This window comes from Brevundimonas sp. SH203 (genome assembly GCF_002157625.1).
Taxonomy (GTDB): Bacteria; Pseudomonadota; Alphaproteobacteria; order Caulobacterales; family Caulobacteraceae; genus Brevundimonas.
In genome coordinates, this window is the sequence record NZ_BDMM01000003.1 from 380,972 (window position 1) to 406,181 (window position 25,210).

Consider the following 25,210-nt stretch of genomic DNA (forward strand, 5'->3'; position numbering starts at 1 on the left):
CCATGACCCTGATCGCCTCCGCGCGCCGGCAATGGCTCGCCAATCCGCGCCGCGACCTGCTGGCCGGCACCGTCGTCGCCCTGGCCCTGATCCCCGAGGCCATCGCCTTCTCCCTGATCGCCGGGGTCGATCCGGCGGTGGGCCTGTACGCCAGCGTCGTCATCGCCGTCACCATCGCCTTCGTCGGCGGGCGCCCGGCCATGATCTCGGCCGCGACCGGGGCCATGGCCCTGCTGATGGTCACGCTGGTTCGCGACCACGGCCTCGAATATCTGTTCGCCGCCTCCATCCTGTGCGGGGTGTTCCAGATCGCCATCGGCCTGCTGAAACTGGGCCGCTACATCAAGTTCGTCAGCCGCAGCGTGATGACCGGCTTCGTCAATTCGCTGGCCATCCTGATCTTCCTGGCCCAGATGCCCGAGTTGATCGGCGCGGGCCCGACCACCTACGTCCTGGTCGCGGCGGCCCTGGCCATCATCTATGGGGCGCCGCGCCTGACCCAGGCCGTCCCCTCGCCCCTGATCGCCATCGTGGTCATCAGCGCCGTGGTCATGGTGATGAAGCTGGACGTCCGCACCGTCGGCGACATGGGCCAGATGCCCACGACCCTGCCGATGTTCCACCTGCCGGCAGTGCCCCTGACGTGGGAGACGCTGGTCATCATCGCGCCCATCTCGGCGACCCTGGCCTTCGTCGGTTTGCTGGAAAGCCTGCTGACCGCCAATCTGATCGACGACGTCACCGACACCCCGTCCGACAAGGATCGCGAGACGCGCGGCCAGGGGATCGCCAACATCCTGTCGCCGCTGTTCGGCGGCATGGCGGGCTGCGCCATGATCGGCCAGTCGATGATCAATGTCGGGTCGGGCGCGCGCGGGCGGTTGTCGACCCTGTGGGCCGGTCTGTTCCTGCTGTTCCTGATGCTGGCGCTTCAGGACTGGGTGGCGCGCATTCCGATGGCGGCCCTGGTCGCGGTCATGATCATGGTGTCGGTCGGCACCTTCGACTGGAACTCGGTGCTGAAGCTGCGGACCCTGCCGCTTCAGTCGTCGATCGTCATGATCGCCACCACCGTCACCGTCGTCGCCACCCATGACCTGTCCAAGGGCGTGGTGCTGGGCGTCGTTCTGTCCGCCGTCTTCTTCATGCGGAAACTGGGCAAGACGCTTGTGGTGACCGAAATCGAGACGCCCGAGCCCGGAGCCCTGCGCTACCGCGTGTTCGGCCAGCTGTTCTTCGGCTCGGCCGATCTGTTCGCCGCCAGTTTCGAACACCACGGCCAGCCGACCCATGTCCAGATCGACATGAGCGACGCCCATCTGTGGGATCTGACCGGCGTCGCCGCCGTGGACAAGGTGGTGTTCCGCTATCGCCGCCAGGGCGCCCAGGTTCAGGTCGTCGGCATGAACGAGGCCGCCCGCACCCTGGTCGCGCGGGTGGGGCGGTTCGAGAAGATGCATCTGCCGGCCGAAGCCGGCGCGCATTAGGCGGTCAGGCCGCCTCGGGCTTGGGCATCTTGCAGATGCGGTTCAGGTCCGCGCGGATCGAACTGCCCTGGAAATGCGAGATTTCGGCGCCCGAATATCCCTCGCCGGACAGGGCCTTGACCACGTCCCCCGTGTTCAGACAGTTCTGGGTGCGGGCCAGCTGATAGGCGCGCTCCACGACGTGGGTGCGGTTCATTGGGAATGCCTTTCGTTCGCCGCATCAACGCCTTGCAAGCTAAACCGTTCCATCCGTTGAATTTTGTCGCCCCACGGCCCGCGCTTGCATTTGTCACAAAGACCTGCGCACATAAGCCTCGTCGATCTCTCTGCGTAACGCCCACTCTCTCTGCGAACGCACGAGTCCAGGCCGCTCCCATTCAGACCCGACAGGCCGCAGGGGCGTTCCCTCGGTCAATCTCTAACGGAGGTCTCATCATGGCTACCGGCACTGTCAAATGGTTCAACGCCACCAAGGGCTACGGCTTCATCCAACCCGACGACGGCGGCAAGGACGTCTTCGTCCACATCTCGGCCGTTGAAGCCGCCGGCCTGCGCGGCCTGGACGAAAACCAGAAGGTTTCCTACGAGCTGGAACGCGACAAGCGTTCGGGCAAGGAATCGGCTGGCCAGCTCCAGACCGCCTGAGTTCGGTCCAATCCGATACGGAAACGGCGGCCCCGCAACGGGCCGCCGTTTTCAATTGGGGCGCCGCTCTGCCCGCGACAGCGGAACCCGATCAAGGTCGGTTCATCACAACGGACACGGCGACCCCACCACGAACACGACGGCGCGGTCTCGTCGTGGTCGTCGTGAACTCGCTGTGATCGCTGTGACGAACCCGCCCCCGGCGACTATGCCTTCGTCTTGTCGATCCAGGCGGCGAACGCATCCATGAAGTCCTTGAGGAACTTGCGGGTGTCGTCCTTTGTCAGCTTGCCGTCGTCGTCCAGCAGGTCGGCGACGTTGCCGATATAGGCTTCCGGCTGCTGCATCGTGGGCATCCCCAGGAAGACCAGGGGCTGGCGCAGGTGGTGGTTGGCGCCGAAGGCGGCCAAGGCGCCGGGCGAGACGCTGACGATGGCGGCGGGCTTCTTGGCCCAGATGCTGTGGCCATAGGGGCGCGAGCCGACGTCCAGCGCATTCTTCAGCGCGCCGGGGATGGAGCGGTTGTATTCCGGCGTCACGAACAGCACGGCCTCGGTCGTCGCCACCTCTTCGCGGAACCGCGTCCAGGCGGGCGGCGGCGCGTCGGTCTCCAGATCGGGGTCGTAGAGCGGCAGGTCGCCGATCTCGACCAGCTCCAGCTCAAGCGCCGGCGCGGCCATCGCCTTCAATTCCAGACCGATGGCGCGCGAATAGGAGCCTTTGCGAAGGCTGCCGACGATCAGGGCGACGCGGACGGTCATGGGGGTCTCCGGGCTGGACGGGTTCAAGCGCCAGCATAACCGATGCGTCGGGCCGATGTTCCCTTGAAACCTGCGGGATCAGCCCCCGAACAGCGCCTTGGCGAACGCCTCGCCCGCCGGGGCGGCGGCCTTTGGCCCCAGCACGGCGCTGGCCGCCTGGCCCGAGGCCAGCAGCCGCCCGCCGACCGCCCGCACGTCCTCGGCCGACTGGGCCTCCAGCTGTTCGGTCATCGCCAGGCTGGAGCGGGGGGCGCCGAAAATCAGGGTTTGGGCGGCGTTGCGGCCCGCCCGGCTCATCGGGTTTTCGTCCGACATCCACAGACCGGCCTTCATCACCGCCTTGGCGCGCGCCAGTTCCTTGTCGGTCGGCCCGGTTTCGGCCAGCGCCCGCACCTCGGCCGCCGAAACCTCGGCCAGCTCCCTGGCCCGATCCGCCGCCGCCCCGGCGTAGATGCCCAGGACGCCCGCATCCTCATACGGCTCCTGATAGGCGTCGATGGCGTAGGCCAGCCCACGCTCCTCGCGCGCGCTCTGGAACAGGCGCGACGCCATGCCCCCGCCCAGGATTTCGCCGAACAGCCGCATGGCCGACAGGGCCGGATCGGTCGCCGACAGGGCAGGCAGCTGGAACACCAGATTGGCCTGTTCGATCTTGCGCGTCAGTTTCGCATGGCCGCCGACGAAGACGGCCGGGGCCGGGGCCTCGACCGGGGTCGCCACCGCATCCCCGAACCAGCGCTCGGCCAGGGCCAGCAGTTCGCCCTCCTCCACCGCGCCGGACACGGACACCACCATCCGGTCGGGCGAATACAGCCGCGCGCGCCAGGCCTCGACCGAGGACTTGTCGGCGGGCTTCAGGCTGGCGATGGAGCCCAGGATCGGCCGCCCCATCGGCTGGCCCTCGAAGGCGCGGGTCTGGACCATTTCGAACACATGGTCGTCGGGCGTGTCGAAGGCCTCGGCGATCTCCTGGGCCACCACGTCCTTTTCGCGCACGATCTCGGCCGGATCGAGCGTGGGGCGGAACACCAGATCCGACAGAACCTGCATGGCCAGCGGCAAGGAACCGTCCAGCCCCCGCACCTCGAAACTGGTCCGCTCGTATCCGGTGGAGGCGTTGATCGTGCCGCCCTCGGCCTCGATCCGCTCGACGATCTCGCGCGCGGCCATGTCGCCCGCGCCCTTGAACACCAGATGCTCCAGCAGGTGCGACCAGCCCGAGCGGTCCTCGGCCTCCCAGCGCGCCCCGCCCTTGACGGTGACGACGACGGCCAGGGTCTTCAGGCCGGGCATGGGATCGCAGACGACGCGGACGCCGTTGGACAGGGTGTGAAGGGAAGCGGTCAGGAAAGGACTTTCTTGGTTCGACGACGAAGCAGCGCCACATAGAAGCCGACGAGCGCGATCGCCAGTCCGAACCACGTCAGGGCGTAGCCGAAATGGTTGTTGGAGAAGGCGGCCGGCGGGGCCGAGGGGCGCAGGGCCGGGAACTCGGGATTGGTCGCGCTCAGGGCGAAGACCACCTCGGGCCGCACGGGGCCGGCGACCTTCAGCGCCCGGGCCATGGCCGCCGTGTCGCGGGCGTAGAAGCGAGCGCCGGTCGGCGCGGGGGCCATGCCGCCCGGCTTGGGCGCAGTGCGGAACTCGCCCATCAGCACCAGCGGCAGGGTGGTCTCGATCACGCGCGGCCGCGTCGCCACGCCCTCGCCGACGAAGCCCCGGTCAACCAGCAGGGTGAAGTCCCGACCGGCGGGACGACAGGCCGAGATCAGCCGCACCCCCGCCTCGCCGTCATGGATCGACTGCAACTCCACGAAGGGGGCGGTGGCCAGTCCGGGACAGACGATCAGGGTCTTGCGGAACTCCAGATCGCCTTCAGCCAGCACCTGATCCAGCGGCGCGGCCGGTTTCGCCGCCGCCGCATCCGCCGCCGCGATCAGCCCTTGCTTCCACTTCAGCCGCTCGACCTGCCAGACGCCCAGACCGACCAGCAGGACCACGGCGAGCGCCGTCAGCACGGTCAGCCCCCACGGGAAACGCCTCATCGCTGGTTCCTGTACTGCAACCCGATCATCAGCCCCCGCCCCGGCCGCATCAGCGCCAGCGACAGGCCCGCCACCATCGGCAGCCAGACGATCAGATGCAGCCACATCGGCGGGTGGAATTTGATCTCCACGAAGAGGGCCGAGAACACCACGATGAAGCCGGCGATCTGCATGATGAAGGTCGCCGGGCCGTCGCCGGTCTGGATGGTCGAAAAGTCCAGCCCGCACGCCTCGCACGCCGGCCGAACCTTCAGGAAGCCGTCGAACAGCCGCCCCTGGCCGCACCGCGGACAGCGCCCCCTTACCGCCGCGCGAACCGGGTGATCGCAAACGACGACGGCGCGGGACGATGGCTCGTCCCGCGCCGTTTCGCTGGTTTCAGGGCCGTCCTGGATCAACCGAAGACGACATAGACGAAGGCGAACAGGAACAGCCAGACCACGTCCACGAAGTGCCAGTACCAGGCCGCCGCCTCGAAGCCGAAATGCTTCTGCGGGGTGAAGTCGCCGGCCAGCAGACGGATCAGGCAGACCGTCAGGAAGATGGTCCCGACCAGGACGTGGAAGCCGTGGAAGCCCGTGGCCATGAAGAAGATGGAGCCATACAGGCCCGAGTTCACGGCCTCTTCGTTGAAGAACAGCTTTTCGTGCAGGATGTGGTGGTATTCATAGGCCTGGACGCAGGTGAACAGCACGCCCAGCGCCACGGTGATGGCCAGGGCGATCTTGGCGCCCTTGCGGTCCCCGACCTGGATGGCGTGGTGCGCCCAGGTGACGGTGCAGCCCGACAGCAGCAGGGTCACGGTGTTCAGCAGCGGCAGCTGCCACGGCGACAGCACCTCGACCCCCTTGGGCGGCCAGGTCGACCAGGCCTTGGCCGTGTCGGCCCAGGTGCCCACTTCCGGCGTCAGCGCCCGGGATTCGTGGAACAGGGCCATGTCGAAGAACATCCAGAAGAAGGCGACGAAGAACATCACCTCCGACGCGATGAACAGGATCATGCCGTAGCGCAGGCCGATGGAGACGACCGGCGTATGGTCGCCCGCCTTGGACTCCTTGATCACGTCCGACCACCAGCCGAACATGGAGATCAGCACCCCCGCCAGACCGGCGAAGAAGACGCCGGGCTTGCCCTGGGCCAGGAAGTTGGCGGCGATCGGGCCGCCGTCCGCCGGGGCCAGTCCCTTCATCCAGATCACCGCCCCGATGAACATGATGGTGGCGGCCATGGACGACACCAGCGGCCACGGGCTGGGCGGAACCAGGTGATAGTCGTGCTGCGGAGCGGCGTGCGCGTCGGCCATGCGGTCTCTTCCCCTCAAATCCATCCTCGGTCGGGCCTTTTGTCAGGCCTCGATCCTGCGATGAAGTCACCGTTTCTTCCGACATAACGCCGTCGAGCGCAACAGGCCAGACGCCGGACGGCCTTAATCCCGCCCCGCCAGAGCCGCGAAGGCGCGGGTCGCGAAGACCGACAGCGGCTGCGGCAGGTCGTCGAGGTCGAACCAGCCCATGTCCGACAGCTTGTCCGGCTCGGTCAGGCGCGGTTCGCCCCGGACCTCGCGCGCCAGATAGATCATCGACAGCCAGTGCTGGCCGTCGGCGGGCAGGATTTCCTCGGTCAGGCACAGGAAGTCGACGCCGCCGATGGTCAGGCCCGTCTCCTCCTCGGCCTCTCGCCGCGCGGCCTCGGCCGAGGGCTCCATCGCATCGACCTTGCCGCCGACGATGTTCCAGGCCCCGGCCTCGGGCGCCCCGACCCGCCGATACAGCAGCACCCGGCCGTCGTCGCGCCGGATCACCAGGCCGCACCCCACGCCGGGGAAATCCACGCCGGGCCGGGCCAAGGCGTCAGGCCGCCGGCGCGTCGACGGACGGATAGAAGGTGTAGCTGAGGGTGATCTCGCGCGCGCCCCGCGCATCGCGATCGGTGGCCAGTTCGGGCGCGATGAAATACTGCATCGGGAACTGGCGCGTCTCGCCTGCCGCCAGCGTCTGGTCGGTGAAGCAGAAGCATTGCAGCTTCTGGAAATACGGCCCCGTATATTCCGGCACGACATTATAACCGGCCCGCACCTGGATCGGCCGATCCGAGGTGTTGGTCACGTCGAAATAGGCCAGTCCCGTCTCGCCGATCCGCACCCGCTGCGTCGCCTGTTCCGCCTTGAAGGTCATGGGCAGGCCCCGGACATTGGTGTCGAACCGCACCAGCACGGTCTGGTCCAGCACCTGGTCCGGCGCCTTTTGCGCCCGCCGCACCGTGCCGTCGAAGCCCGTGACCTGGCAGAACATCCGATAAAGCGGCACCGCCGCGAAGGCCGCGCCCGTCATCCCCATGACGCCCAGCACGCAGACGATGGCGATCAGGTTCTTGCGGTCCGTCCTCATGGTTGGGACGTCGCGACGGCGCGCTCCAGCTCACGTTCCGCCGCCTGGTTCTGCTGCAGCCGCAGGACGGTGGTGGCGAAGACCAGGACGATGAAGGCGATCAGGGCGCTGGCGATCCAGACGTTGCGACGCTTGCGTGCGCGCAGCTCTTCGGGGGTCAGACGCATGGCTTATGCTCCCAGACCGGCCAGGGCCTCGACCAACAGGGCCGAGAACAGGGCCATCAGATACAGGATGGAAAAGGCGAACAGGTCCCGCGCCGGTTTGGCCTGGACCTTGACGTCATACAATGCGGCCTCGCGTCCCACAGTGTCGGCCTTGTCCGGCTCGTCGCCCGCGCGCGAGCGGAACAGCCGCCAGGCCAGGCCCAGAAAGCCCAGTCCGCCTGCGACCGACACCACCAGATAGATGACGCCGCCCAGACCGACCAGGGACGGCGCGATGGCCGTCGGCACGAAGATCAGGCTGTAGATCAGGATCTGCAACCGCGTGGACCGGGCGCCGCGCGCCACCGGCATCATCGGAATGCCCGCCTTGGCGTAGTCGCCGGTCGAATACAGCGCCAGCGCCCAGCTGTGCGGCGGGGTCCACAGGAAGATGATGGCGAACAGAAGCCAGGCTTGCCACGGCGCATGGCCCGTCGCCGCCGCCCAGCCGATCACCGGGGGAAAGGCGCCCGCCGCCCCGCCGATGACGATGTTCTGGGGCGTCCGACGCTTCAGCAGCAGGGTGTAGAAACCGGCGTAATAGACGATGGTCAGGGCCAGCAGCCCCGCCGCCAGCCAGTTGGCGTTCATGCCCAGCAGCATGACCGAGAACAGGCTCAGGATCACGCCGAACGCCATGGCGTCGTTCTTCCTGACCCGCCCCGCCGCCACCGGCCGGCCGCGCGTGCGCCGCATCAGGGCGTCGGTCTCGCCCTCCAGCGCCATGTTCAGCGCCCCCGCCGCGCCCGCGCCCACGGCGATGCACAGGATGGCGATGGCGGCGACCAGCGGATTGACCGATCCCGGCGCGACGATCAGTCCGGTCGCGGCGGTGAACACCACCAGCGACATCACGCGCGGCTTCAACAGCTGGAAGAAGTCCTCCGGCTGGGCGGTCGAGATCGGGGCTTGATCGAGGTCGGTCGGGGTCACGATGGTCATCTTCTACACCGTCATCCTCGGGCTTGTCCCGAGGGTCGCCGGGTCCGCGAAACAAAATGTCCGCGAAACAAAAAAGAAGGGCCCCGAACCGTTCGTCCGAGGCCCATCCCAGTCTTTACCTCGCCGCCTCGGCCGACCCTTCGGGGCAGGCCCGAAGGACGGCGCCGAGACCGGGCGTCAGTGCTCGTCGCCCTTGACCACCGGCAGTTCGTTGAACTGGTGCGTCGGCGGCGGAGAAGACAGGGTCCACTCCAGGGTCGTGGCGCCCTCGCCCCACGGATTGGCCACGCCCGGACGACGACGGATCGCCGCCTCGGCCAGCATGATCAGGAAGACCACCACGCCGACGGCCGTGATCGCATAGCCGATGGACGAGACGTGGTTCCACAGGGTGAAGGCCTCGGGATAGTCGATGTAGCGACGCGGCATCCCCTGCAGGCCCAGGAAGTGCTGCGGGAAGAAGACCAGGTTCACGCCCACGAACATGATCCAGAAGTGCAGCGCGCCCAGGAACTCGTTGTACTTCACCCCGAACATCTTCTCGAACCAGTAGTAGAAGCCCGCGAAGATGGCGAAGACGGCGCCCAGCGACAGAACGTAGTGGAAGTGGGCCACCACGTAATAGGTGTCGTGCAGGCTGTAATCGATGCCGGCGTTGGACAGGACCACGCCGGTCACGCCGCCGACGGTGAACAGGAAGATGAAGCCGATCGCCCACAACATGGGCGTCTTGAAGCTGATGGACCCGCCCCACATGGTGGCGATCCAGCTGAAGATCTTCACGCCCGTCGGCACCGCGATGATCATGGTGGCGGCGATGAAATAGGCGCGCAGATTGATGCTCATGCCGACCGTGTACATGTGGTGCGCCCACACGATGAAGCCGACGAAGCCGATGGCCACCATGGCGTAGGCCATGGCCAGATAACCGAACACCGGCTTGCGGCTGAAGGTCGAGACGATGTGGCTGATGATGCCGAAGCCCGGCAGGATCAGGATGTACACTTCCGGGTGGCCGAAGAACCAGAACAGGTGCTGGTACATGATCGGGTCGCCGCCGCCCGCCGGATCGAAGAAGTGGGTGTGGAAGTTGCGGTCGGTCAGCAGCATGGTGATGGCGCCGGCCAGGACGGGCAGCGACAGCAAGAGCAGGAAGGCGGTGATCAGCACCGACCAGGCGAACAACGGCATCCGGTGCAGGGTCATGCCCGGCGCGCGCATGTTCAGGATGGTGGTGATGAAGTTGATCGCGCCCAGGATGGAGCTGGCGCCCGCGACGTGCAGGGCGAAGATGGCTAGGTCGAAGGCGGGGCCGACGTGGCCCGTGGTCGACAGCGGCGGATAGGCCGTCCAGCCCCCGCCGAAGCCCTTGCCCGGCCCGCCGTCGACGAACATCGACAGGATCAGCAGGCACCAGGCGGCGACCAGCAGCCAGAAGGAGATGTTGTTCATGCGGGGGAAGGCCATGTCCGGCGCGCCGATCATGATCGGCACGAACCAGTTGCCGAAACCGCCGATCATGGCGGGCATGACCATGAAGAAGATCATGATCAGGGCGTGGGCCGTGACGACGGCGTTATAGCCGTGCTTGGACTGCTCGACGAGGCCCAGCAGTTGGATCGACGAACCTTCCTTGAAGATCTGGATGCCCGGTTCGGCCAGTTCCCAGCGGATCAGGCCCGACAGGGCGCCGCCGACAATGCCCGCCATGATGGCGAACATCAGATACAGGGTGCCGATGTCCTTGTGGTTGGTGGACAGGAACCAGCGGGTGAAGAAGCCCACCTTGTGGTCGTCGTGATGATGGTCGTGCGCGTGACCGATGTGGGTCGCGTCGCGGGTTGCGGTAGCGTCAGCCATGGATCTGTTCGCCTCTTACTGGGCGGCCGGCGCGGCGGGCGCCGCGGCGGGAACGGGTTGGGCGCCGGGAGCGGCGGCGGCCGGCGCAGCGGCGGCGGCTTCGCCCTCGGCCGGAGCGGCGGGAGCGGCGGCAGGGGCCGTGGCGGCGGGCGCGGCGACCTTGGGCTTCATCGAACCGCCCTTGGAGGCCAGCCACTGTTCGAACTGCGCCTGGGTCACGACCCGGATCTCGATGGGCATGAAGGCGTGATCGACGCCGCACAGTTCCGAGCATTGGCCGTAGAAGACGCCGGTGCGCTCGGCCTTGAACCAGGTGGTGTTGATCCGGCCGGGCACGGCGTCGGTCTTCAGGCCGAAGGCCGGCAGGGCCACGGCGTGGATCACGTCCGAGGCGGTGATGACCAGCTGGACCGTCTTGCCGACCGGCACGACCATCGGCTCGGTCGCCGCCAGGCGATAGGGCACGCCCCGCGCCTTGGCCTCGTCCTCGGGCAGCATGTTGGAGACGTATTCGGCCACGCCCTGATCGGGATATTCATAGGCCCAGTTCCACTGGTTGCCCGTCACCTTCACCGTCAGGTCCGGCGTGGGCATGTCGTGATAGGCGAACAGCAGCCGGAACGAGAACAGCGAGATGCCCGCCAGGATCAGGACCGGCATGACCGTCCAGATGATCTCGATGGTGGTGTTGTGGCTCCAGCGCGCGGGCGTCGGATTGGCCTTCTTGTTGTAGCGGAACACGATCCACGCCAGCAGGCCCAGCACCAGGAGGGTGATGGCGGTGATCACCACCAGCAGCCCGTTGTGGAAGGCGATGGCGTCATGCTTCAGCGGCGAGGCCGCGGGTTGCAGATCGATGCCCCCCGGCGTCGGCTGTCCCATCAGATCCTGCGCCCAGGTCGGCGCGGCGGCGAAGACCGCCAGTCCGGTCCCCAGCACGATGGAGGCCGCAGTCCCCCCCAGCGTCCTCCGGGCTCGCTTGCCCATCCCCATAGGAGTCTTCCCCATAAAACCGTTCTACAGCAGACACTTGCGAATGGCTCGCAAGTAATCACACTGGCGCGATTCCCACGCCCGGCGATGGATTTGACCTATCGGATCGCTTTCGGCTTGCCAAGCGAACAACGCAGGCGCCGCCGTAAAGCCGCCAAAGATCGGCCATGCGACGCCCGCGATTAAATCGCTGTCATGTTTCGACAGCTACCTTGCGTCGCCAGATACCTTGCCGTAGTCAATCTCCACACACAGGAGAGATCGCGGTGCCTGAAACCATCGAGATACAGTTGAAGAAGGGGGTGCTGGGCCTTTGCGTCCTGGCGCTTCTGAGCCGGGCGGACAGCTACGCCTACGAGATCGCCAGCCGCCTGTCGGACGCGATCGACATGGGCGAAGGCACCATCTACCCCTTGATGCGGCGGATGCAGTCGGAGGGCCAGGTCGAGACCTATCTGGTCGAATCCTCCGCCGGCCCCTCGCGCAAATACTATCGCCTGACCGAGGCGGGTCGTGCGGCCCTCGCCGCCCAGACCGCCGAATGGTCCGCCTTCACCAAGGCCGTCGACGCCATCGTGGCGAACGACGCCGATCAGGGAGCCGCCCAATGACGCGCGCCGATTTCATCAACCGCCTCAAGGACGGGCTGGTCGGTCTGCCGACCACCACGGCCAACGACATCGTCGCCGACTACCAGACCCATTTCGACGACGGGATCGCCGCCGGCCGCAGCGAGGCCGAGGTCGCCGAGGCCCTGGGCGACCCCGTGCGCCTGGCCCGCGAGCTGAAGGCCGAGGCCGGCATCCAGCGCTGGCATCAGGAAAAGAACCCGTCCGCCGCCGCCGGCGCCGTCTTCGCGGTCCTGGGCCTGGGCGCGCTCGACATCCTGATCCTGCTGCCCATTCTGATGGGGGTGGTGGGGACGGTGTTCGGCTTCTTCATCGCCGCCGTCGCCCTGTTCGTCTGCGGCGGGGTCATCATGGTCGCCGGCCCCTTCGCCGGCTTCCCCGGCGGGCCGATCGCGGCGATCCTGATGGGTCTGGGCCTAATGGCCGGGGCGGTCTTCATCGCCGCGCTTCTGGCCATCTTCACCATCTGGCTGGTCAACGGCGTCGTCTGGTTCGCCCGTCTTCACTATCGCCTGCTCAAGCCCGCGCTTGAGCCCACGCCCGCTCAAACCCCTGTTTCGGAAGCTTCGGCATGATCCGCACCCTGTTCATCATCGCCGGCGCCGCCCTGGTGCTGTGCCTCGTCACCGTGGGCGGCGCCGTCGCCATCGGCGGCAACGACCTGCAGCGCCACGGCTGGGCCTGGACCTTCAAGGACGACGACGGCGAGACCGTCCGCTTCGAGCGGGTCAAGGGCGGCGGGACCGAGGACATGGGCCCCTTCACCACCCGCACCCTGGCCTGGACCGGCGGCGAAACCCTGACCGTGGAGTCCAGCATCGACGTCGAATACGTCCAGGGCGACGCCGGCTCCATCGTCGTCACCGGACCCAAGGCCCTGGCCGACCGCGTGACGGTCGAGAACGGCCGCATCCGCATGGCCGACGGCGACGAACGGGTCGTGTTCGGCTGGAACGACGGCAACTTCTCGGCCCGCTCGCAACGCGACGAGCTGAAGGTGGTCGTCACCGCCCCGAACGTGCGCCGCTTCGTCTCCAGCGGTTCGGGCGACCTGACCATCCGTCAGTACGACCAGCCGTCCCTGGCGCTGGACGTGTCCGGCTCGTCGGACGTCACCGCCTCGGGCCGCGCCGACCGGCTGGACCTGGACATCTCGGGCTCGGGCGACGCCGATCTGGCCGGCCTGACGCTGACGGACGCCAAGGTCGACATCGCCGGCTCGGGCGAGGCCACGGTCGCCGCCAGCGGCACGGTCGACATCGACATCAACGGCTCCGGCGACGTCAACCTGGCCCTGCGCCCCGCCAAGCTGAACAGCAGCGTCTCCGGCTCGGGGCAGGTGTATCAGAACTGATCCCGACGAAGCGTCGAACCGAGAGGGGGCTGGAGCCATCCAGCCCCCTTTTTCTTTCGTCATCCCCCGGCGAGCGCAGCGAGACCGGGGGATGACGAAAACCGAACACGACGACGCGCGGTCTCGTCGTGTTCGTCGTGAGGGCGTTGTGATCGCCGTGATGAACCCTGCCACGACCAAGCCCGCCCCAGAGAATGAGGCAAAGACGAACCCGCGCCTTCACCCCCCGCACCATAACCGCTAAGTCGTGGCCATGACCTCCGCCCCCCTTCCCGACGCCGGCGCCAACTGGGTGGATCGCCATGCGCCGGAGGGGCTGAAGCCCTGGCTGAAGCTGGGGCGGTTCGACCGGCCCATCGGCATATGGCTGCTGCTGCTGCCCGGCTGGCAGGGGATCGCCCTCGCCCTGGCCCAGTATCGGCAGGCGCCCGGCCTCTATGACCTGTGGCTGTTCGTCGGCTTCGCCGTCGGCGCCTGTCTGATGCGGGCGGCGGGCTGCGCCTTCAACGACATCGTGGATCGGGATTTCGACGCCCGGGTCGCCCGCACCGCCCTGCGTCCCATTCCGTCGGGCCGGATCAGCGTCAAACAGGCCTGGGCCTTCGTCGTGGCGTGCAGCCTGATCAGCCTGACGATCCTGCTGACCCTCCCGACCGTCGCCATCCTGCTGGGCGTCGGTTCGCTGGCCCTGGTCGCGGCCTATCCCTTCATGAAGCGGATCACCTGGTGGCCGCAGGCGTGGCTGGGCCTGACCTTCAACTGGGGCGCCCTGATGGGCTATTTTTCTGCGATCGACAGATTCAACGCGCCTGTATCGGGCGACATCACCCCGATCACGATGTGCTTTGGCCCAACGCCTTTGGCGGCCATCCTCCTCTACGTCGGCGGCGTCTTCTGGACCCTGGGCTACGACACGATCTACGCCCTTCAGGACATCGAGGACGACGCCATGATCGGGGTGAAGTCCTCGGCGCGGCGCCTGGCCTCGGCCGTGCGTCCGGGCGTCGCCGTCTTCTACGGTCTCGCCGTCGTTCTGGCCGGCGTGGCGGGCGCCGCCGCCGGTCTGGGCGTCCTGTTCTGGATCGGCCTTGCCGCCTACGCCGCCCATCTGGCGCGCCAGGTCGTCCATCTGGACCGCGGCGACGGCGCGCAGGCGCTGAAACTCTTCAAGTCGAACCGCGAAGCCGGCCTTATACTGCTGGCCGCCATCGCCCTCGGATTCATCACGCTGTGAAGGAAAAGCTCATGACCTCCGCCCCCCGCATCCTGCTGCTGTCCGTCGCCGTCGCCGCGACCCTGGCGGCCTGCCAACGCCGCGAGGACAAGGCCCCCGCCCCCAAGGCCGCCCCGGCCCCGGCCGTCGCCGCCGCCGACAACACCCCGGTCGGCTATGACAGCAAGACCCCCTACGCCACGGTCAAACTGACCCTGCCGCAGACGGTCAAGGCCACCCCCGCCCTGCACGCCGCCCTCTATGCCGACATGGTGCGCGACCTGAAGCAGTTCGAGGAGGGCGCACAGGCCGATCTCAGCGAGGCCGGCGCCGGCCCCAACCCCTATGAGAAGTCCATCGCCTTCGCGCCCGGCGCCGAGACGGCCAAGCTGGTCAGCCTGGCCCGCACCGATTTCGAGTTCACGGGCGGCGCCCACCCCAACACCAGCTTCGCCTCGGTGATCTGGGACAAGACGACCAACAAGCGGCTGGGCTTCGCCGACCTGTTCCGCCCCGGCGCCGATCTGACCGTGCTGGACAAGGCCCTGTGCGCCGCCGCCAACGCCGCCAAACAGGCCCGCTCGCCCGGCTCCGAGGCCGCGACCCTGGACGGCAAGATGTGGACCTGCCCCAAGGCCGTCGCCACCCCCTTCGTCCTGACGCCGGGCACGACGCCGGGCAAGGCGGGCGGCGTCACCTTCCTGATGGGTCCGTATCAGATCGGCCCCTATTCGGACGGCCCCTACTGGGTCGCCCTGCCCCAGAGCGCCTTCCGCGCCCTGCTCAACCCCGCCTACGCCGACCAGTTCGACGGCGCCCCCGCCAAGGCCGGCGACGTGACGCCGAAGAACTCCTAATCAACCCGCTCATCCCGGCGAAAGCCGGGACCCAGTGGTTTGGGCGATTTAACCTGTCCGCTTTTACGGCGACGATGATCCGGGACCCAGCCCACGCGAAAGGACTGGGTCCCGGCTTTCGCCGGGATGCACGGATCAGGGGTGCGCCAAGAACGCCTCCACCAGCGCCGCGAACCGCTCGGGCTGGTCGGCCATGATGAAATGGCGCGATCCGTCCACCCGGATCAGCGTCACGCCCGGCAGGGCCGCATACTCCCGCCCCCACATCGCGTCCGCCCCCGCCGCCGGCGCCCCGCCGTCCGCATCGGCGGCGTAGAGCGCCGTCACCGGCGTCGTCATGGCCGCAAGGCCGGGCCGGGCGTCCGTGGTCATCACATCCTTCATGGCCGAGGCGACGGCGTGGCGGTCGCTGGCCATCGACCAGTCCACGATCCGCGCCTGCTGCTCCGGCGTCCGCGACAGGGCGCGCGCCGTCGCTTCCTGCTGGGTGCGGAACCCGGCCGCGTCGGCGTTCAGGATCATGGCGGCCGCACGGTCGGCGAACGGTCGGGCGCTTTCGGCCGTCGCGGTCGGGCCGAACAGGGCGCTGTAGAAGGGCAGGCTGTCCACCGTCATCAGACGCCCGACCCGGCCCGGCTGCTGCTGCGCCAGCAACAGGCCGCTCAGCCCGCCCATCGAATGGCCGATCACCGCCGGCCGGTTCAGCCCCGCCTGACGGATATAGCGGGCCAGTTCCTCGACCTCGGGCTGGACGAAGGCGCCGTCGCCATGCGTCCACGGCTCGCCCGCGAACCCGGCCAGCTGCACCAGATGCACCCGGTGCGTCGCCTTCAGCCGATCCGCCGTCGCCCGCCACACCTCGCGCGAGGACGCCAGACCGGGGATCAGGATCACGTCCGGCCCCTGCCCCACCACCTCGACCGACAGCCGGTCAGAAACGAAGGGTGCGGCGGCCGAGGTCTCGGCGCGCGCTACGGCGACCGTCACACCGGACGCCAAAGCGACAGCCGAGGCCAGAAACATGACGCGCAGCATCGGGCGCGCGCTCGACAGAGCGAACATCATCGTCATTTCTCCAATTGTAAGGTTATTCTGACATTGGGCTCAGCCCGAATGCGGGTTCTCGAAAATCTCTTCCACCGGCCGCTCGAAGGTGGCGGCGATCCGGTAGGCCAGGTCCAGCGACGGATCGTGCCGTTCGGTCTCCAGCGCGATCACCGCCTGACGCGACACCCCCAGCGCCTGGCCCAACTGCTCCTGCGTCCAGCCGCGCTCGACCCGCAGCAGTTTCAGCCGGTTCTTCATCGGCTGCTCCGAATGAAGGGCGACACCAGGCCGTACATCGCCCAGAACACCGGCACGATCAGCCAGGTCTGCATATGCGGCGCCCTGGCGAAACTCTCGCCGAAGCCCCAGAAGGTCGCGACCGCCAGCGTCAGGCCGGATGCGACGATGAACTGTTTGGCGGTCACGCCGCGCACGAACTCGTCGCTTTCGCGCATCAGCGCCAGCGTCGCCCAGATCTGACCGATCACGGGCGCCGACACCGCCGCCGCCAGCCCCCAGGCCGCCGGCTTGCCCATGACCTGGTCGAAGGCGTCGGTCGTCATCATCACCACGCAGATCGCCACATAGGGCGCGGTGAATGCGATCGTTCGGATCAGATAGCGCCGATGCGCGGCCGTTCCGGTCTTCCAGGCGGTGAACATCTGCGTCTCCCCGTGTAAGGCCAACCTGACATCGACCTCATGTCATGTCAACCTGACTTTTTGTCAGGACATCCCAACATTCACCCGCGGCTTCTCCAGACGCGACGACGGCGTTAGACTGCCCCATGCCCGCCGCTCCGCGCATCGCCCCGTCGGTTCTGTTCACGCCTCAGGAATGGGCGCCGTTCCAGAGGCGCTCGGCCTGGGCCGGGCCGCTGCTGGTCGCGCATTGCTGGGCGGTGATCGCCCTGGCCGTGGCGGCGGGCGTGGTTTTGCCCTGGCTGATCCCCCTGTGCGTCATGATCGTCGGCGCGCGCCAACTGGGCCTGGCCATATTGATGCACGAGGCGGCGCACGGCGGTCTGTCCAGGTCGCCCCGGCTGAACGACTTTCTGGGCCATTGGCTTTGCGCCACGCCCATCGGCGCATCCTTGGCGGCCTATCGCCCTTATCACCTGACCCACCACCGCTTCGTCCAGCAGGCCGAGGACCCCGACCTGATGCTGTCGGCGCCCTTTCCCGTCAGCCCGGCCTCGCTGCGGCGCAAGCTGATCCGCGACCTGACCGGCCAGACCTTTTTCAAACAGCGGGTGCTGCTGCCGCTGGCGCAGCGTCGTTCGACGGTGCCCCGCGAGGCCGCCCACGACTATGAGTCCATCGTGACGGGCCGGTCCGTCCTGCCCTTCCTGATCTTCAACGCCGTCCTGCTGGCGGGCTTCGTCGCCGCCGGGGTCTGGTGGGCCTTCTTCGTCCTTTGGCTGCTGCCGATGGCGACGTGGTTCCCCATGGTGACGCGGCTGAGGAACATCGCCGAACACGCCTGTGTCGAGGGTTCGGCCGTCGATCCGTTCCGCGCCGCCCGCACCACCCGCGCCGCCTGGTGGGAGCGCGCCTTCATCGCCCCCTACTGGGTCAACTTCCACGCCGAGCATCATCTGTTCATGCATGTGCCCTGCTGGAAGCTGCCGCGCCTGCACCGCGCCATCCACGCCCGGCCGCAAGCGGCGGCGATGGCGGTGTCGCCCGGCTATCTGGACGTGATCCGAACCGCGACCCGCCGCCCCGCATGACGATCGCCGACCCCGCCGCCTTCATCCGCGACAATACGCGGCTCCAGGCCGTGCCCCACGCGCCGGAGATTTCCCTGTGGCTGGCCGACGAGATCACCCCGATCTGGCGGCTGACCGAGGAGGAGCTGGGTGAAATGGGCGTGCCGCCGCCCTTCTGGGCCTTCGCCTGGGCGGGCGGTCAGGCGCTGAGCCGCTATCTGCTGGATCACCCGCAAGAGGTCGAGGGAAAGCGGGTGCTGGACTTCGCCGCCGGCTCGGGCCTGGTCGGGGTGGCGGCGATGAAGGCAGGCGCGGCCTCGGTCCTGTGCGCCGACATCGACCCCTTCTGCCAGGCCGCCGTCGCCGCGAACGCCGCCGCCAACGGCGTAACCCTGGCCTTCACCCAGACCGATCTGCTGGACGCCCCGCCGCCGGAGGTCGAGGTCATCTGCGCCGGCGACATCTGCTACGAACGCCCGATGACCGAGGCCGTCCTGGCCTGGCTGGCCCAGGCCCGCGCCAACGGAACGCGCGTCCTGATCGGCGATCCGGGCCGCACCTATTTCCCGCGCACGGGACTGGATTTCCTGGCCGAATACCGCGTCCCCACCTCGCGCGAGCTGGAGGATCAGGAGATCAAACGATCCTCCGTCTGGGCCATGCCCTGAACGCATCAACCGTCATTCCGGGGCGCCGCAGGGCGAACCCGGAACCCAGGGGGACATCGCCGCTGCGAAACGTGGCGCATCATGACCGTAGCCCTGGGTTCCGGGTTCCTCGCCTTGCTCGGCCCCGGAATGACGATGGGGTTTGGCGCCACACCGCCTTAGACGGATTGGCCCTCGTGCCGCCCCTCGCCGAACTCCTTGACCATCTTGGCGTTGAAGGCCGGGATGTCGTCGGGGCAGCGGCTGGTGACGAGGCCCTGATCCACCACCACCTCCTCGTTGACCACATCGGCCCCGGCGTTCTTCAGGTCGGTGCGGATGCTCTCGAAGGCCGTCATCCGACGCCCCTCGACCACCCCCGCCTCGATCAGCAGCCAGGGCGCGTGACAGATAGCGGCGACCGGCTTGCCCGCATCGAAGAAGGCCCGCACGAAGGCCACCGCATCCGCATCGGCGCGCAGCAGATCGGGATTGGCCACCCCGCCCGGCAGCATCAGCGCCGAATAGGCCGAGGCGTCCACCGCCGCCACCGCCTTGTCCGCCGTCACCTTCTCGCCCGGCGTCAGATGGTCGAAGCCCTGAAACTCGCCCGCCTTCAACGACACGATCTCGACCACCGCCCCGGCCTCCTTCAGCGCCTTCATCGGTTCGTTCAGTTCGATCAGTTCGACGCCGTTGGTCGCCAGGATGGCGACGGTCTTGCCGGAAAGGGTCTGGGCCATGGGGAATGCTCCGTTTTGGATGGGGGTTCGGGGCGATGAACCCACGACAAGTCAAAGGGTTGCGGCTCCGCTTGGCGGGAGCGGCCGCCCGCCCCATCTATGCTCCATGCGAATGCTCCTGACCCTGACGGCCCTTGCAGCGGCGACCACAACGCCGGTTCTGGCCCAGATCTACCCGACCCAGACCTATCCGGCGCCCGGCCGCCCCTACGGCGCCTATCCGGGCGGCATGCCCGCCGCCATCGCCGACCAGCACCGCTACGAAAACGACCGCCTGCGCGCCCAGTCGCAGTCCAACGCCGATCAGGCCCGCCAGCAGCAGATCGAGACCCAACTTCGCCTGCGCGCCATCGAGACCGCCCGCGAAACGGCGGCTCCTCCCGCCCTGCCGCCCCGCCCCCTCTACAGCCCCGAACAGGAGCGCGCGCTGCGCCAGTCCGCCTCCGAACGCCGCCGGCAGACCGCGCAGGGCGTCAGCCAGATCGACGCCTGGCTGGATCGGTCGCCTTAGGACCACGCATCCCTTCCCTCGCCCCCGCGTTCCGGCCTAGCTTAGGCGATCATCTGGAGAACGACATATGCGCTGGCGGGGTGGGGAGACGAGTGGTCGGATCGAGGACCGACGGGGCCTGGGCGGCGGCGCCATCGCCGGCGGCGGCATCGGCGTCGGCGTGCTGGCCCTGATCGGCTATTTCGTCTTCGGTATCGATCCCGCGACCACGACCCAGTTGGCCAGTCAGCTGGGCGGGGTCGGCGCGAGCGAGCAGCAGGGGCAGATGGGCACGCCCAAGGACGAGGCCGGTCGGTTCGTCGACGTCATCGGCACAAACATCGACAAGGTCTGGGCGCAGAAGCTGGAAGGCTATCAGCCTCCCCTAGTCAGAATCTACGAACAGGGCACCCAGACCGGCTGCGGCTACGGCCAGTCGGCCATGGGGCCCTTTTATTGCCCCAACGACAAGACCGTCTATCTGGACCTGAACTTCTGGCAGGAGATGGAGACCCAGCTGGGGGCCTCCGGCGCCGATTTCGCCCGCGCCTATGTCATCGCCCATGAGTTCGGCCACCACGTCCAGACCCTGACCGGAACCTCGGATCAGGTGCGTCAGGCCCAGCAACGGGCGCGGGGTCAGGGCGAGGCCAACCGCTATTCCGTCGCCTTGGAGCTTCAGGCCGACTGCTACGCCGGCGTCTGGGCCAGGAACGCCGCCGCCGTCTCCAACGGCCAGGTCGCGCTGGAGCCCGGCGACATCGAGGAGGGCATGAAGACCGCCCAGGCCATCGGCGACGACACTTTGCAACGCCGCGGCGGCGGCCGCGTCTCGCCCGAAAGCTTCACCCACGGCTCCTCGGCCCAGCGGGTCGAATGGCTGCAACGCGGCTATCAATCCGGCGACCCCGCATCCTGCGACACCTTCGGCGGCGCCTGATCGCCGCCCCGCCTTGTCTGAAACGATTGATTGACCAACGATGCATGATCGCGCCGGCCTGACCGCACGCCCCGAAGACCTGATCGATCTGGACGCCCTGCTGGGCGCCTATGAAGCGGTCCAGCCCGATATGACCGAGCCCCAGCAGCGCGTCGTCTTCGGCACCTCGGGCCACCGGGGGTCCAGTCTGGACGGCGCCTTCAACCAGGCCCACATCCTGGCCATCGCCCAGTCCATCGCCGAATACCGCGCGGCCCAGGGCGTGAACGGTCCGCTGTTCCTCGGCCGCGACACCCACGGCCTGTCCGAGCCGGCCTTCCGCACCACGCTGGAGGTGCTGGTCGCCAATGGGGTCGAGGTGCTGATCGACGCCCGCGACGGCTTCACCCCCACCCCCGCCGTGTCCCACGCCATACTGACGCACAACCGCGCGAACAGCCGACAGGCCGACGGCGTCCTGATCACCCCGTCGCACAATCCGCCCCGCGACGGCGGCATCAAATACAATCCCCCCTCCGGCGGCCCGGCCGGGGGCGAGGCCACCGCCGCCATCGCCGCCCGCGCCAACCAACTGATCGAGGGCGGCCTGACCCAGGTGCGCCGCGTCCCCTTCGCCCAGGCCCAGGCGGCGGCGGGCCGGTTCGACTATCTGTCCGCCTATATCGACGACCTGCCCCGCGTCGTGGACCTGGAGGCCATCCGAAACGCCGGGGTCCGCATCGGCGCCGATCCGCTGGGCGGCGCCGCCGTGGCCTATTGGGGCGAGATCGCCGAGCGTCACAGACTGGACCTGACCGTCGTCAACGACGCCGTCGACCCGCGCTGGGCCTTCATGCCGCTCGACGCCGACGGCAAGATCCGCATGGACTGTTCCTCGCCCTCCGCCATGGCCGGTCTGATCGGCATGATGAAGGGCGGCTCGGCCTATGATGTCGCCTTCGGCAACGACGCCGACGCGGATCGCCACGGCATCGTCACCCCCGACGCGGGCCTGATGAACCCCAACCATTTCCTGGCCGCCGCCATCGCCTATCTGTTCGCCAACCGCCCGGGCTGGGGCGCGGAGGTGGCGGTGGGCAAGACCCTGGTGTCGTCGTCCATGATCGACCGGGTCGTTTCCGGCCTGGGCCGCCGCCTGCTGGAGGTCCCCGTCGGCTTCAAACATTTCGTGCCCGGCCTGCAGGACGGAACCGTCGGCTTCGGCGGCGAGGAATCGGCCGGCGCCTCCTTCCTGCGTCAGGACGGAACGGTCTGGACCACCGACAAGGACGGCATCCTGCTGTGCCTGCTGGCCGCCGAGATTCAGGCCCGCACGGGGCGCAGCGCCAGCCGGCTCTATGCCGATCTGACCGATAAATACGGCGCCCCCGCCTACGCCCGCGTCGACGCCCCGGCGACCCGCGCGGAAAAGACCCGCCTCGCCGCCCTCAGCCCCTCGGATGTGACGGCCACCGCCTTGGCGGGCCAGCCGATCACCGACATCCTGACCCAGGCCCCCGGCAATGGCGAGGCCATCGGCGGGCTGAAGGTCACGACCGCCGACGCCTGGTTCGCCGCCCGTCCCTCGGGCACCGAGGACGTCTATAAGATCTACGCCGAATCCTTCCTCGGCCCCGACCATCTGGCCCAGGTTCAGGCCGAGGCCAGGGCGGTGGTGGCGACGGCGCTGGCGGGCTGAAACGCGGGCCTAGCCGACCGTGATCTGCATCGGCCGTTCGACGAACAGGCCGGAGCCGCCCAGGTCCAGCGCCAGACGCCGATCCTGAAACGCCGCCATGCCGATCAGGGCCTTGGGGAAGCCGGGCACGGCCACGTCGTCATAGATGGCCACCGCCGCCTGACGATACAGCTCGTCGCCGATGGTCAGGGTGCGGACGATCACTGTCTCGGCCCCCACCACCCCGCCCAGGACGATGCTCTGGCCCGGCGTCCGCGCCCGTCCGTCCAGCAGGCCCGCCGCCTGGGCCGTGCCTCGCGTGACGGCCAGCACCGCCGAGGCGCCGGTGTCGATCACCGCATCGACCGCCGCCCCTTCCACCGTGATCGCGGCCTGCAGAGCCCGGCCCGACCGCGTCACCGCGACGGACGCCATCCCCGGCGGCGGGGTCCAGCCCGCGCGCGCCGCCAGCCTGATCCGCCGCCGTCGGGTGTCCAGCTCCAGCACCAGTTCGCGCAGCACGTCCTGACCCAGGATCAGGGGCGCGCCCAACCCCTTGTCCCCCGCCAGCGGCCCCAGCCCCAGGATCGCCGTCCGCAGTCCCTCCAGCCGCAGCCCCTCTGGGCCGCCGATCCGCACGTCCAGCGTCGCCCCGCGCCCGACCTGGGCCTGACCGCCGACGCCATAGGCCACCATCGGAATGTCGAACATCCGCGTCAGGCCCAGCGTCTGCACTAGCCCCCGGTCGATGACCGAATATTGCGCGCCCGAATCGATCAGGGCCCGCACCGGCCGTCCGCCCACGGAGACGTCCACCGTCGGCGTCGCGGCGCGCGGCTCGGCATAGGGCAGCCAGCCGGTCGCCCCGCCGGCCGGAAACACCGCCTTCGGCCCCTTCCACAGCACATGGTCGCGCAGCCACCAGGCCCCGCCCACGCCCCCGGCGATCAACCCCAGCCGGATCAGAAGATCGCGTCGTCTCATGCCCCTGACATGGACCGTCCGACGCCGCGACGCCAGCGGGGCCTTGGTCGCAGGGGGCGCCGCCCTGGGACGCAAAACGGCAAGCTTTTGTCCGCCAGACCACCTTGGGGTGCCATAATGCGCGACGCCCTCGCCACATCCCGCCGAAACCCGACAAAATCGTCCAGAAAGCGGGTGACGCCGCGCCCCGGTCTGGTTACGACCAAGCCGCCATGAACATCGCCTCCGACCGTTACGTCTCGACCCGCGGCCTCTCGCCCGAAACCGATTTCTCCGACGCCCTGCTGCGCGGCATCGCGCCCGACGGCGGCCTCTATATGCCGTGCGCCTGGCCGACCCTGTCGCCCGAGGCGTGGTCGGGCGAGGCGGACTACAAGCGCATCGCCCTTCAGGCCATGTCGCCCTTCGTCGGCGACGCCCTGCCGGCCGGCGCCCTGGACCGGGCGCTGGATCGCCTGACCGCCGGCTTCGACCATCCGCTGGTCACGCCCCTGGTCGAGCTGGAGCCCGGCCTGTTCGTGCTGGAGCTGTTCCACGGCCCGACCGCCGCCTTCAAGGACCTGGCCATGCAGTTGGTCGCGGCCCTGACGGACGAGGCTCTGTCGGCCTCGGGCGAGCGGCTGACCATACTGACCGCCACCTCGGGCGACACCGGCGCCGCCGCCGTGCGCGCCTTCGCCGGGGCCAAGTCGGTCGATCTGGTCGTGCTGCACCCGCTGGATCGCGTCTCGCCGATCCAGCGCAAACAGATGACGACCGTTCAGGCGGACAACGTCCTGAACCTGGCCGTGCGCGGCGATTTCGACGACTGCCAGCGTCTGGTCAAAAGCCTGCTGGCCGACGAAGACCTGCGATCACGCGGCCGGCTGTCGTCGGTCAATTCGATCAACTGGGCGCGGCTGGCGGGCCAGATTCCCTACTATGTCTCGGCCACCGCCCAGCTGGGCCGGGCCGCGACCTTCGTGGTGCCGACCGGCAATTTCGGCGACGCCTTCGCCGGCATCGCCGCGACCCGGATGGGCCTGCCCTCCAACGGCTTCGTCGCGGCGGTCAATCAGAACGACGCCCTGGCCCGCGCCATAAACGACGGCCTGTATTCGCGCCGCGCGGCGGTCGAGAGCGGCAGCGTCTCGATGGACGTCCAGGCCCCCTCCAACTTCGAACGTCTGGTGTTCGAGGCGACCGGCCGCGACGCCGAGGCGACCCGCGCGGTATTCGAGACCTTCGCCCGCGACGGCGCCGTCGCCTTCGATCCGGCCCTGCTCGACGCCCTGCGCTCCGAGGTTTCCGCCGTCTCCATCGACGAGGACGAGACCCGCGCCGAGATCGCCCACGCCTATCAGACCTGGGGCCGCGTCGTCTGTCCGCATACGGCCGTCGCCCTGGCCGCCGCGCGTCGCCAGGACCGCGCCAAGGGTCCGGTCGTGGCCCTGTCCACCGCCCACCCGTCCAAGTTCGGCGCCTTCGTTTCCGACGTGCTGGGCTTCGAACCCGAACCCGCAAACGTCATCGCCGCCCTGGGCGATCAGCCCGAGCGGTTGACGGTCGTGGAGGGAACGCTGGAGGCGACGCTGGACGCCGTGGCGGCCTTTTCAGGCCGCCACTAAATCCG

30 protein-coding genes are annotated in these 25,210 nt (G+C 68.4%); 13 read left to right on the forward strand and 17 right to left on the reverse strand.

Annotated elements, in window-relative coordinates; translation table 11 throughout:
- The first annotated feature begins 8 nt into the window (after nt 1-8).
- Nucleotides 9-1,487 (forward strand): SulP family inorganic anion transporter, encoded by a 1,479-nt coding sequence (locus SH203_RS08795; RefSeq protein ID WP_234989452.1) that lies wholly within the window; start codon nt 9-11, stop codon nt 1,485-1,487.
- A 4-nt stretch (nt 1,488-1,491) separates the two neighbouring features.
- Here the strand turns inward: SH203_RS08795 and SH203_RS08800 are convergent, their stop codons facing one another.
- Nucleotides 1,492-1,683, reverse strand: a complete 192-nt coding sequence (locus SH203_RS08800; protein ID WP_087120495.1) for a hypothetical protein — start codon at nt 1,681-1,683, stop codon at nt 1,492-1,494.
- A 239-nt stretch (nt 1,684-1,922) separates the two neighbouring features.
- On the opposite strand from SH203_RS08800, the gene SH203_RS08805 reads away from it, so the two are divergent.
- Nucleotides 1,923-2,132 carry a cold-shock protein gene (locus tag SH203_RS08805; protein ID WP_087120496.1) on the forward strand — a complete coding sequence of 70 codons (210 nt, stop codon included), beginning with the start codon at nt 1,923-1,925 and terminating at the stop codon, nt 2,130-2,132.
- 206 nt (nt 2,133-2,338) lie between these two features.
- Here the strand turns inward: SH203_RS08805 and SH203_RS08810 are convergent, their stop codons facing one another.
- The 11 genes from SH203_RS08810 to coxB all read right to left on the reverse strand — a co-directional run bounded on the left by SH203_RS08810 (nt 2,339) and on the right by coxB (nt 11,326).
- Nucleotides 2,339-2,893, reverse strand: coding sequence for an NADPH-dependent FMN reductase (locus SH203_RS08810; RefSeq protein ID WP_087120497.1), 555 nt, complete (start codon nt 2,891-2,893; stop codon nt 2,339-2,341).
- Nucleotides 2,894-2,971: 78 nt separating this feature from the next.
- Nucleotides 2,972-4,186, reverse strand: coding sequence for a pitrilysin family protein (locus SH203_RS08815; protein ID WP_087120498.1), 1,215 nt, complete (start codon nt 4,184-4,186; stop codon nt 2,972-2,974).
- 50 nt (nt 4,187-4,236) lie between these two features.
- Nucleotides 4,237-4,938 carry an SURF1 family protein gene (locus SH203_RS08820; RefSeq protein ID WP_087120499.1) on the reverse strand — a complete coding sequence of 234 codons (702 nt, stop codon included), beginning with the start codon at nt 4,936-4,938 and terminating at the stop codon, nt 4,237-4,239.
- Nucleotides 4,935-5,336: a DUF983 domain-containing protein gene (locus tag SH203_RS08825; protein WP_087120500.1), complete on the reverse strand. Its 402-nt coding sequence runs from the start codon at nt 5,334-5,336 to the stop codon at nt 4,935-4,937. Before SH203_RS08825 ends, SH203_RS08820 begins: the two co-directional genes overlap by 4 nt.
- On the reverse strand, nt 5,333-6,241 hold the full coding sequence (locus tag SH203_RS08830; protein WP_087120501.1) for a cytochrome c oxidase subunit 3: 909 nt from the start codon (nt 6,239-6,241) through the stop codon (nt 5,333-5,335). Before SH203_RS08830 ends, SH203_RS08825 begins: the two co-directional genes overlap by 4 nt.
- 123 nt (nt 6,242-6,364) lie before the next feature.
- Nucleotides 6,365-6,784 (reverse strand): NUDIX domain-containing protein, encoded by a 420-nt coding sequence (locus SH203_RS08835; protein WP_087120502.1) that lies wholly within the window; start codon nt 6,782-6,784, stop codon nt 6,365-6,367.
- A gap of 4 nt (nt 6,785-6,788) precedes the next feature.
- Entirely contained in the window at nt 6,789-7,325 is a 537-nt protein-coding gene (locus tag SH203_RS08840; protein WP_087120503.1) for a cytochrome c oxidase assembly protein, read from the reverse strand.
- Nucleotides 7,322-7,492, reverse strand: coding sequence for a hypothetical protein (locus SH203_RS15640; RefSeq protein WP_200808868.1), 171 nt, complete (start codon nt 7,490-7,492; stop codon nt 7,322-7,324). Before SH203_RS15640 ends, SH203_RS08840 begins: the two co-directional genes overlap by 4 nt.
- A 3-nt stretch (nt 7,493-7,495) precedes the next feature.
- Nucleotides 7,496-8,473, reverse strand: a complete 978-nt coding sequence (cyoE, locus tag SH203_RS08845; protein WP_087120504.1) for a heme o synthase — start codon at nt 8,471-8,473, stop codon at nt 7,496-7,498.
- 177 nt (nt 8,474-8,650) lie between these two features.
- Nucleotides 8,651-10,333, reverse strand: coding sequence for a cytochrome c oxidase subunit I (ctaD, locus tag SH203_RS08850; protein ID WP_087120505.1), 1,683 nt, complete (start codon nt 10,331-10,333; stop codon nt 8,651-8,653).
- A 15-nt stretch (nt 10,334-10,348) separates the two neighbouring features.
- Nucleotides 10,349-11,326, reverse strand: a complete 978-nt coding sequence (gene coxB, locus SH203_RS08855; protein WP_200808886.1) for a cytochrome c oxidase subunit II — start codon at nt 11,324-11,326, stop codon at nt 10,349-10,351.
- A 266-nt stretch (nt 11,327-11,592) separates the two neighbouring features.
- On the opposite strand from coxB, the gene SH203_RS08860 reads away from it, so the two are divergent.
- The 5 genes from SH203_RS08860 (at nt 11,593) to SH203_RS08880 (ending at nt 15,379) form a co-directional block, all read left to right on the forward strand.
- Nucleotides 11,593-11,937 carry a PadR family transcriptional regulator gene (locus SH203_RS08860; RefSeq protein ID WP_087120506.1) on the forward strand — a complete coding sequence of 115 codons (345 nt, stop codon included), beginning with the start codon at nt 11,593-11,595 and terminating at the stop codon, nt 11,935-11,937.
- Entirely contained in the window at nt 11,934-12,530 is a 597-nt protein-coding gene (locus SH203_RS08865) for a DUF1700 domain-containing protein (RefSeq protein ID WP_087120507.1), read from the forward strand. Before SH203_RS08860 ends, SH203_RS08865 begins: the two co-directional genes overlap by 4 nt.
- Nucleotides 12,527-13,309 carry a GIN domain-containing protein gene (locus SH203_RS08870; RefSeq protein ID WP_087120508.1) on the forward strand — a complete coding sequence of 261 codons (783 nt, stop codon included), beginning with the start codon at nt 12,527-12,529 and terminating at the stop codon, nt 13,307-13,309. Before SH203_RS08865 ends, SH203_RS08870 begins: the two co-directional genes overlap by 4 nt.
- A gap of 253 nt (nt 13,310-13,562) precedes the next feature.
- On the forward strand, nt 13,563-14,543 hold the full coding sequence (gene ubiA, locus SH203_RS08875; RefSeq protein ID WP_087120679.1) for a 4-hydroxybenzoate octaprenyltransferase: 981 nt from the start codon (nt 13,563-13,565) through the stop codon (nt 14,541-14,543).
- An 11-nt stretch (nt 14,544-14,554) separates the two neighbouring features.
- On the forward strand, nt 14,555-15,379 hold the full coding sequence (locus SH203_RS08880; protein ID WP_087120509.1) for a DUF3298 domain-containing protein: 825 nt from the start codon (nt 14,555-14,557) through the stop codon (nt 15,377-15,379).
- 135 nt (nt 15,380-15,514) lie between these two features.
- Here SH203_RS08880 and SH203_RS08885 read toward each other — a convergent pair whose 3' ends face one another.
- The 3 genes from SH203_RS08885 to SH203_RS08895 are packed head-to-tail and all read right to left on the reverse strand — an operon-like array spanning nt 15,515 to nt 17,088.
- Complete coding sequence (locus SH203_RS08885) at nt 15,515-16,444, reverse strand: alpha/beta fold hydrolase (RefSeq protein WP_234989439.1); 930 nt, start codon at nt 16,442-16,444, stop codon at nt 15,515-15,517.
- A 39-nt stretch (nt 16,445-16,483) separates the two neighbouring features.
- A complete protein-coding gene (locus SH203_RS08890) occupies nt 16,484-16,684 on the reverse strand; it encodes a helix-turn-helix transcriptional regulator (protein WP_087120510.1) in 201 nt (66 codons plus the stop codon).
- Entirely contained in the window at nt 16,681-17,088 is a 408-nt protein-coding gene (locus tag SH203_RS08895) for a hypothetical protein (protein ID WP_087120511.1), read from the reverse strand. Before SH203_RS08895 ends, SH203_RS08890 begins: the two co-directional genes overlap by 4 nt.
- 125 nt (nt 17,089-17,213) lie before the next feature.
- On the opposite strand from SH203_RS08895, the gene SH203_RS08900 reads away from it, so the two are divergent.
- Entirely contained in the window at nt 17,214-18,158 is a 945-nt protein-coding gene (locus SH203_RS08900; RefSeq protein WP_087120512.1) for a fatty acid desaturase family protein, read from the forward strand.
- The gene (locus SH203_RS08905; protein ID WP_087120513.1) at nt 18,155-18,805 is read left to right on the forward strand and encodes a methyltransferase; all 651 of its coding nucleotides are present in this window, start codon (nt 18,155-18,157) and stop codon (nt 18,803-18,805) included. Before SH203_RS08900 ends, SH203_RS08905 begins: the two co-directional genes overlap by 4 nt.
- 158 nt (nt 18,806-18,963) lie before the next feature.
- Here the strand turns inward: SH203_RS08905 and SH203_RS08910 are convergent, their stop codons facing one another.
- A complete protein-coding gene (locus tag SH203_RS08910; protein WP_087120514.1) occupies nt 18,964-19,527 on the reverse strand; it encodes a type 1 glutamine amidotransferase domain-containing protein in 564 nt (187 codons plus the stop codon).
- Nucleotides 19,528-19,639: 112 nt separating this feature from the next.
- Here SH203_RS08910 and SH203_RS08915 point away from each other — a divergent pair, with 112 nt between their 5' ends.
- The 3 genes from SH203_RS08915 (at nt 19,640) to pgm (ending at nt 22,635) form a co-directional block, all read left to right on the forward strand.
- Nucleotides 19,640-20,038 carry a hypothetical protein gene (locus tag SH203_RS08915; RefSeq protein ID WP_234989440.1) on the forward strand — a complete coding sequence of 133 codons (399 nt, stop codon included), beginning with the start codon at nt 19,640-19,642 and terminating at the stop codon, nt 20,036-20,038.
- A gap of 67 nt (nt 20,039-20,105) precedes the next feature.
- Nucleotides 20,106-20,957 (forward strand): neutral zinc metallopeptidase, encoded by an 852-nt coding sequence (locus tag SH203_RS08920; protein ID WP_087120516.1) that lies wholly within the window; start codon nt 20,106-20,108, stop codon nt 20,955-20,957.
- A 40-nt stretch (nt 20,958-20,997) separates the two neighbouring features.
- Entirely contained in the window at nt 20,998-22,635 is a 1,638-nt protein-coding gene (pgm, locus tag SH203_RS08925) for a phosphoglucomutase (alpha-D-glucose-1,6-bisphosphate-dependent) (protein WP_087120517.1), read from the forward strand.
- 9 nt (nt 22,636-22,644) lie between these two features.
- On the opposite strand, the gene SH203_RS08930 is transcribed toward pgm, so the two are convergent.
- A complete protein-coding gene (locus tag SH203_RS08930; protein ID WP_087120518.1) occupies nt 22,645-23,598 on the reverse strand; it encodes a retropepsin-like aspartic protease in 954 nt (317 codons plus the stop codon).
- Between the two features lie 212 nt (nt 23,599-23,810).
- On the opposite strand from SH203_RS08930, the gene thrC reads away from it, so the two are divergent.
- Nucleotides 23,811-25,205 (forward strand): threonine synthase, encoded by a 1,395-nt coding sequence (gene thrC, locus SH203_RS08935; RefSeq protein ID WP_087120519.1) that lies wholly within the window; start codon nt 23,811-23,813, stop codon nt 25,203-25,205.
- The last annotated feature ends 5 nt before the right edge of the window (nt 25,206-25,210 follow it).

Bases quoted from the DNA above. Each gene is read 5' to 3' on its own strand.
- SH203_RS08915 (WP_234989440.1), top strand. From the start codon at position 19,640: ATGCTCCTGACCCTGACGGCCCTTGCAGCGGCGACCACAACGCCGGTT.
- thrC (WP_087120519.1), top strand. From the start codon at position 23,811: ATGAACATCGCCTCCGACCGTTACGTCTCGACCCGCGGCCTCTCGCCC.
- SH203_RS08815 (WP_087120498.1), bottom strand. From the start codon at position 4,186: ATGCCCGGCCTGAAGACCCTGGCCGTCGTCGTCACCGTCAAGGGCGGG.
- SH203_RS08880 (WP_087120509.1), top strand. From the start codon at position 14,555: ATGACCTCCGCCCCCCGCATCCTGCTGCTGTCCGTCGCCGTCGCCGCG.
- cyoE (WP_087120504.1), bottom strand. From the start codon at position 8,473: ATGACCATCGTGACCCCGACCGACCTCGATCAAGCCCCGATCTCGACC.
- SH203_RS08805 (WP_087120496.1), top strand. From the start codon at position 1,923: ATGGCTACCGGCACTGTCAAATGGTTCAACGCCACCAAGGGCTACGGC.
- SH203_RS08900 (WP_087120512.1), top strand. From the start codon at position 17,214: ATGCCCGCCGCTCCGCGCATCGCCCCGTCGGTTCTGTTCACGCCTCAG.
- SH203_RS08910 (WP_087120514.1), bottom strand. From the start codon at position 19,527: ATGGCCCAGACCCTTTCCGGCAAGACCGTCGCCATCCTGGCGACCAAC.
- SH203_RS08840 (WP_087120503.1), bottom strand. From the start codon at position 7,325: ATGAGGACGGACCGCAAGAACCTGATCGCCATCGTCTGCGTGCTGGGC.
- SH203_RS08920 (WP_087120516.1), top strand. From the start codon at position 20,106: ATGCGCTGGCGGGGTGGGGAGACGAGTGGTCGGATCGAGGACCGACGG.
- SH203_RS08820 (WP_087120499.1), bottom strand. From the start codon at position 4,938: ATGAGGCGTTTCCCGTGGGGGCTGACCGTGCTGACGGCGCTCGCCGTG.
- SH203_RS08830 (WP_087120501.1), bottom strand. From the start codon at position 6,241: ATGGCCGACGCGCACGCCGCTCCGCAGCACGACTATCACCTGGTTCCG.
- SH203_RS15640 (WP_200808868.1), bottom strand. From the start codon at position 7,492: ATGCGTCTGACCCCCGAAGAGCTGCGCGCACGCAAGCGTCGCAACGTC.
- SH203_RS08810 (WP_087120497.1), bottom strand. From the start codon at position 2,893: ATGACCGTCCGCGTCGCCCTGATCGTCGGCAGCCTTCGCAAAGGCTCC.
- SH203_RS08870 (WP_087120508.1), top strand. From the start codon at position 12,527: ATGATCCGCACCCTGTTCATCATCGCCGGCGCCGCCCTGGTGCTGTGC.
- SH203_RS08885 (WP_234989439.1), bottom strand. From the start codon at position 16,444: ATGATGTTCGCTCTGTCGAGCGCGCGCCCGATGCTGCGCGTCATGTTT.
- SH203_RS08890 (WP_087120510.1), bottom strand. From the start codon at position 16,684: ATGAAGAACCGGCTGAAACTGCTGCGGGTCGAGCGCGGCTGGACGCAG.
- coxB (WP_200808886.1), bottom strand. From the start codon at position 11,326: ATGGGGATGGGCAAGCGAGCCCGGAGGACGCTGGGGGGGACTGCGGCC.
- SH203_RS08865 (WP_087120507.1), top strand. From the start codon at position 11,934: ATGACGCGCGCCGATTTCATCAACCGCCTCAAGGACGGGCTGGTCGGT.
- SH203_RS08895 (WP_087120511.1), bottom strand. From the start codon at position 17,088: ATGTTCACCGCCTGGAAGACCGGAACGGCCGCGCATCGGCGCTATCTG.
- SH203_RS08905 (WP_087120513.1), top strand. From the start codon at position 18,155: ATGACGATCGCCGACCCCGCCGCCTTCATCCGCGACAATACGCGGCTC.
- SH203_RS08930 (WP_087120518.1), bottom strand. From the start codon at position 23,598: ATGAGACGACGCGATCTTCTGATCCGGCTGGGGTTGATCGCCGGGGGC.
- ubiA (WP_087120679.1), top strand. From the start codon at position 13,563: ATGACCTCCGCCCCCCTTCCCGACGCCGGCGCCAACTGGGTGGATCGC.
- SH203_RS08800 (WP_087120495.1), bottom strand. From the start codon at position 1,683: ATGAACCGCACCCACGTCGTGGAGCGCGCCTATCAGCTGGCCCGCACC.
- ctaD (WP_087120505.1), bottom strand. From the start codon at position 10,333: ATGGCTGACGCTACCGCAACCCGCGACGCGACCCACATCGGTCACGCG.
- pgm (WP_087120517.1), top strand. From the start codon at position 20,998: ATGCATGATCGCGCCGGCCTGACCGCACGCCCCGAAGACCTGATCGAT.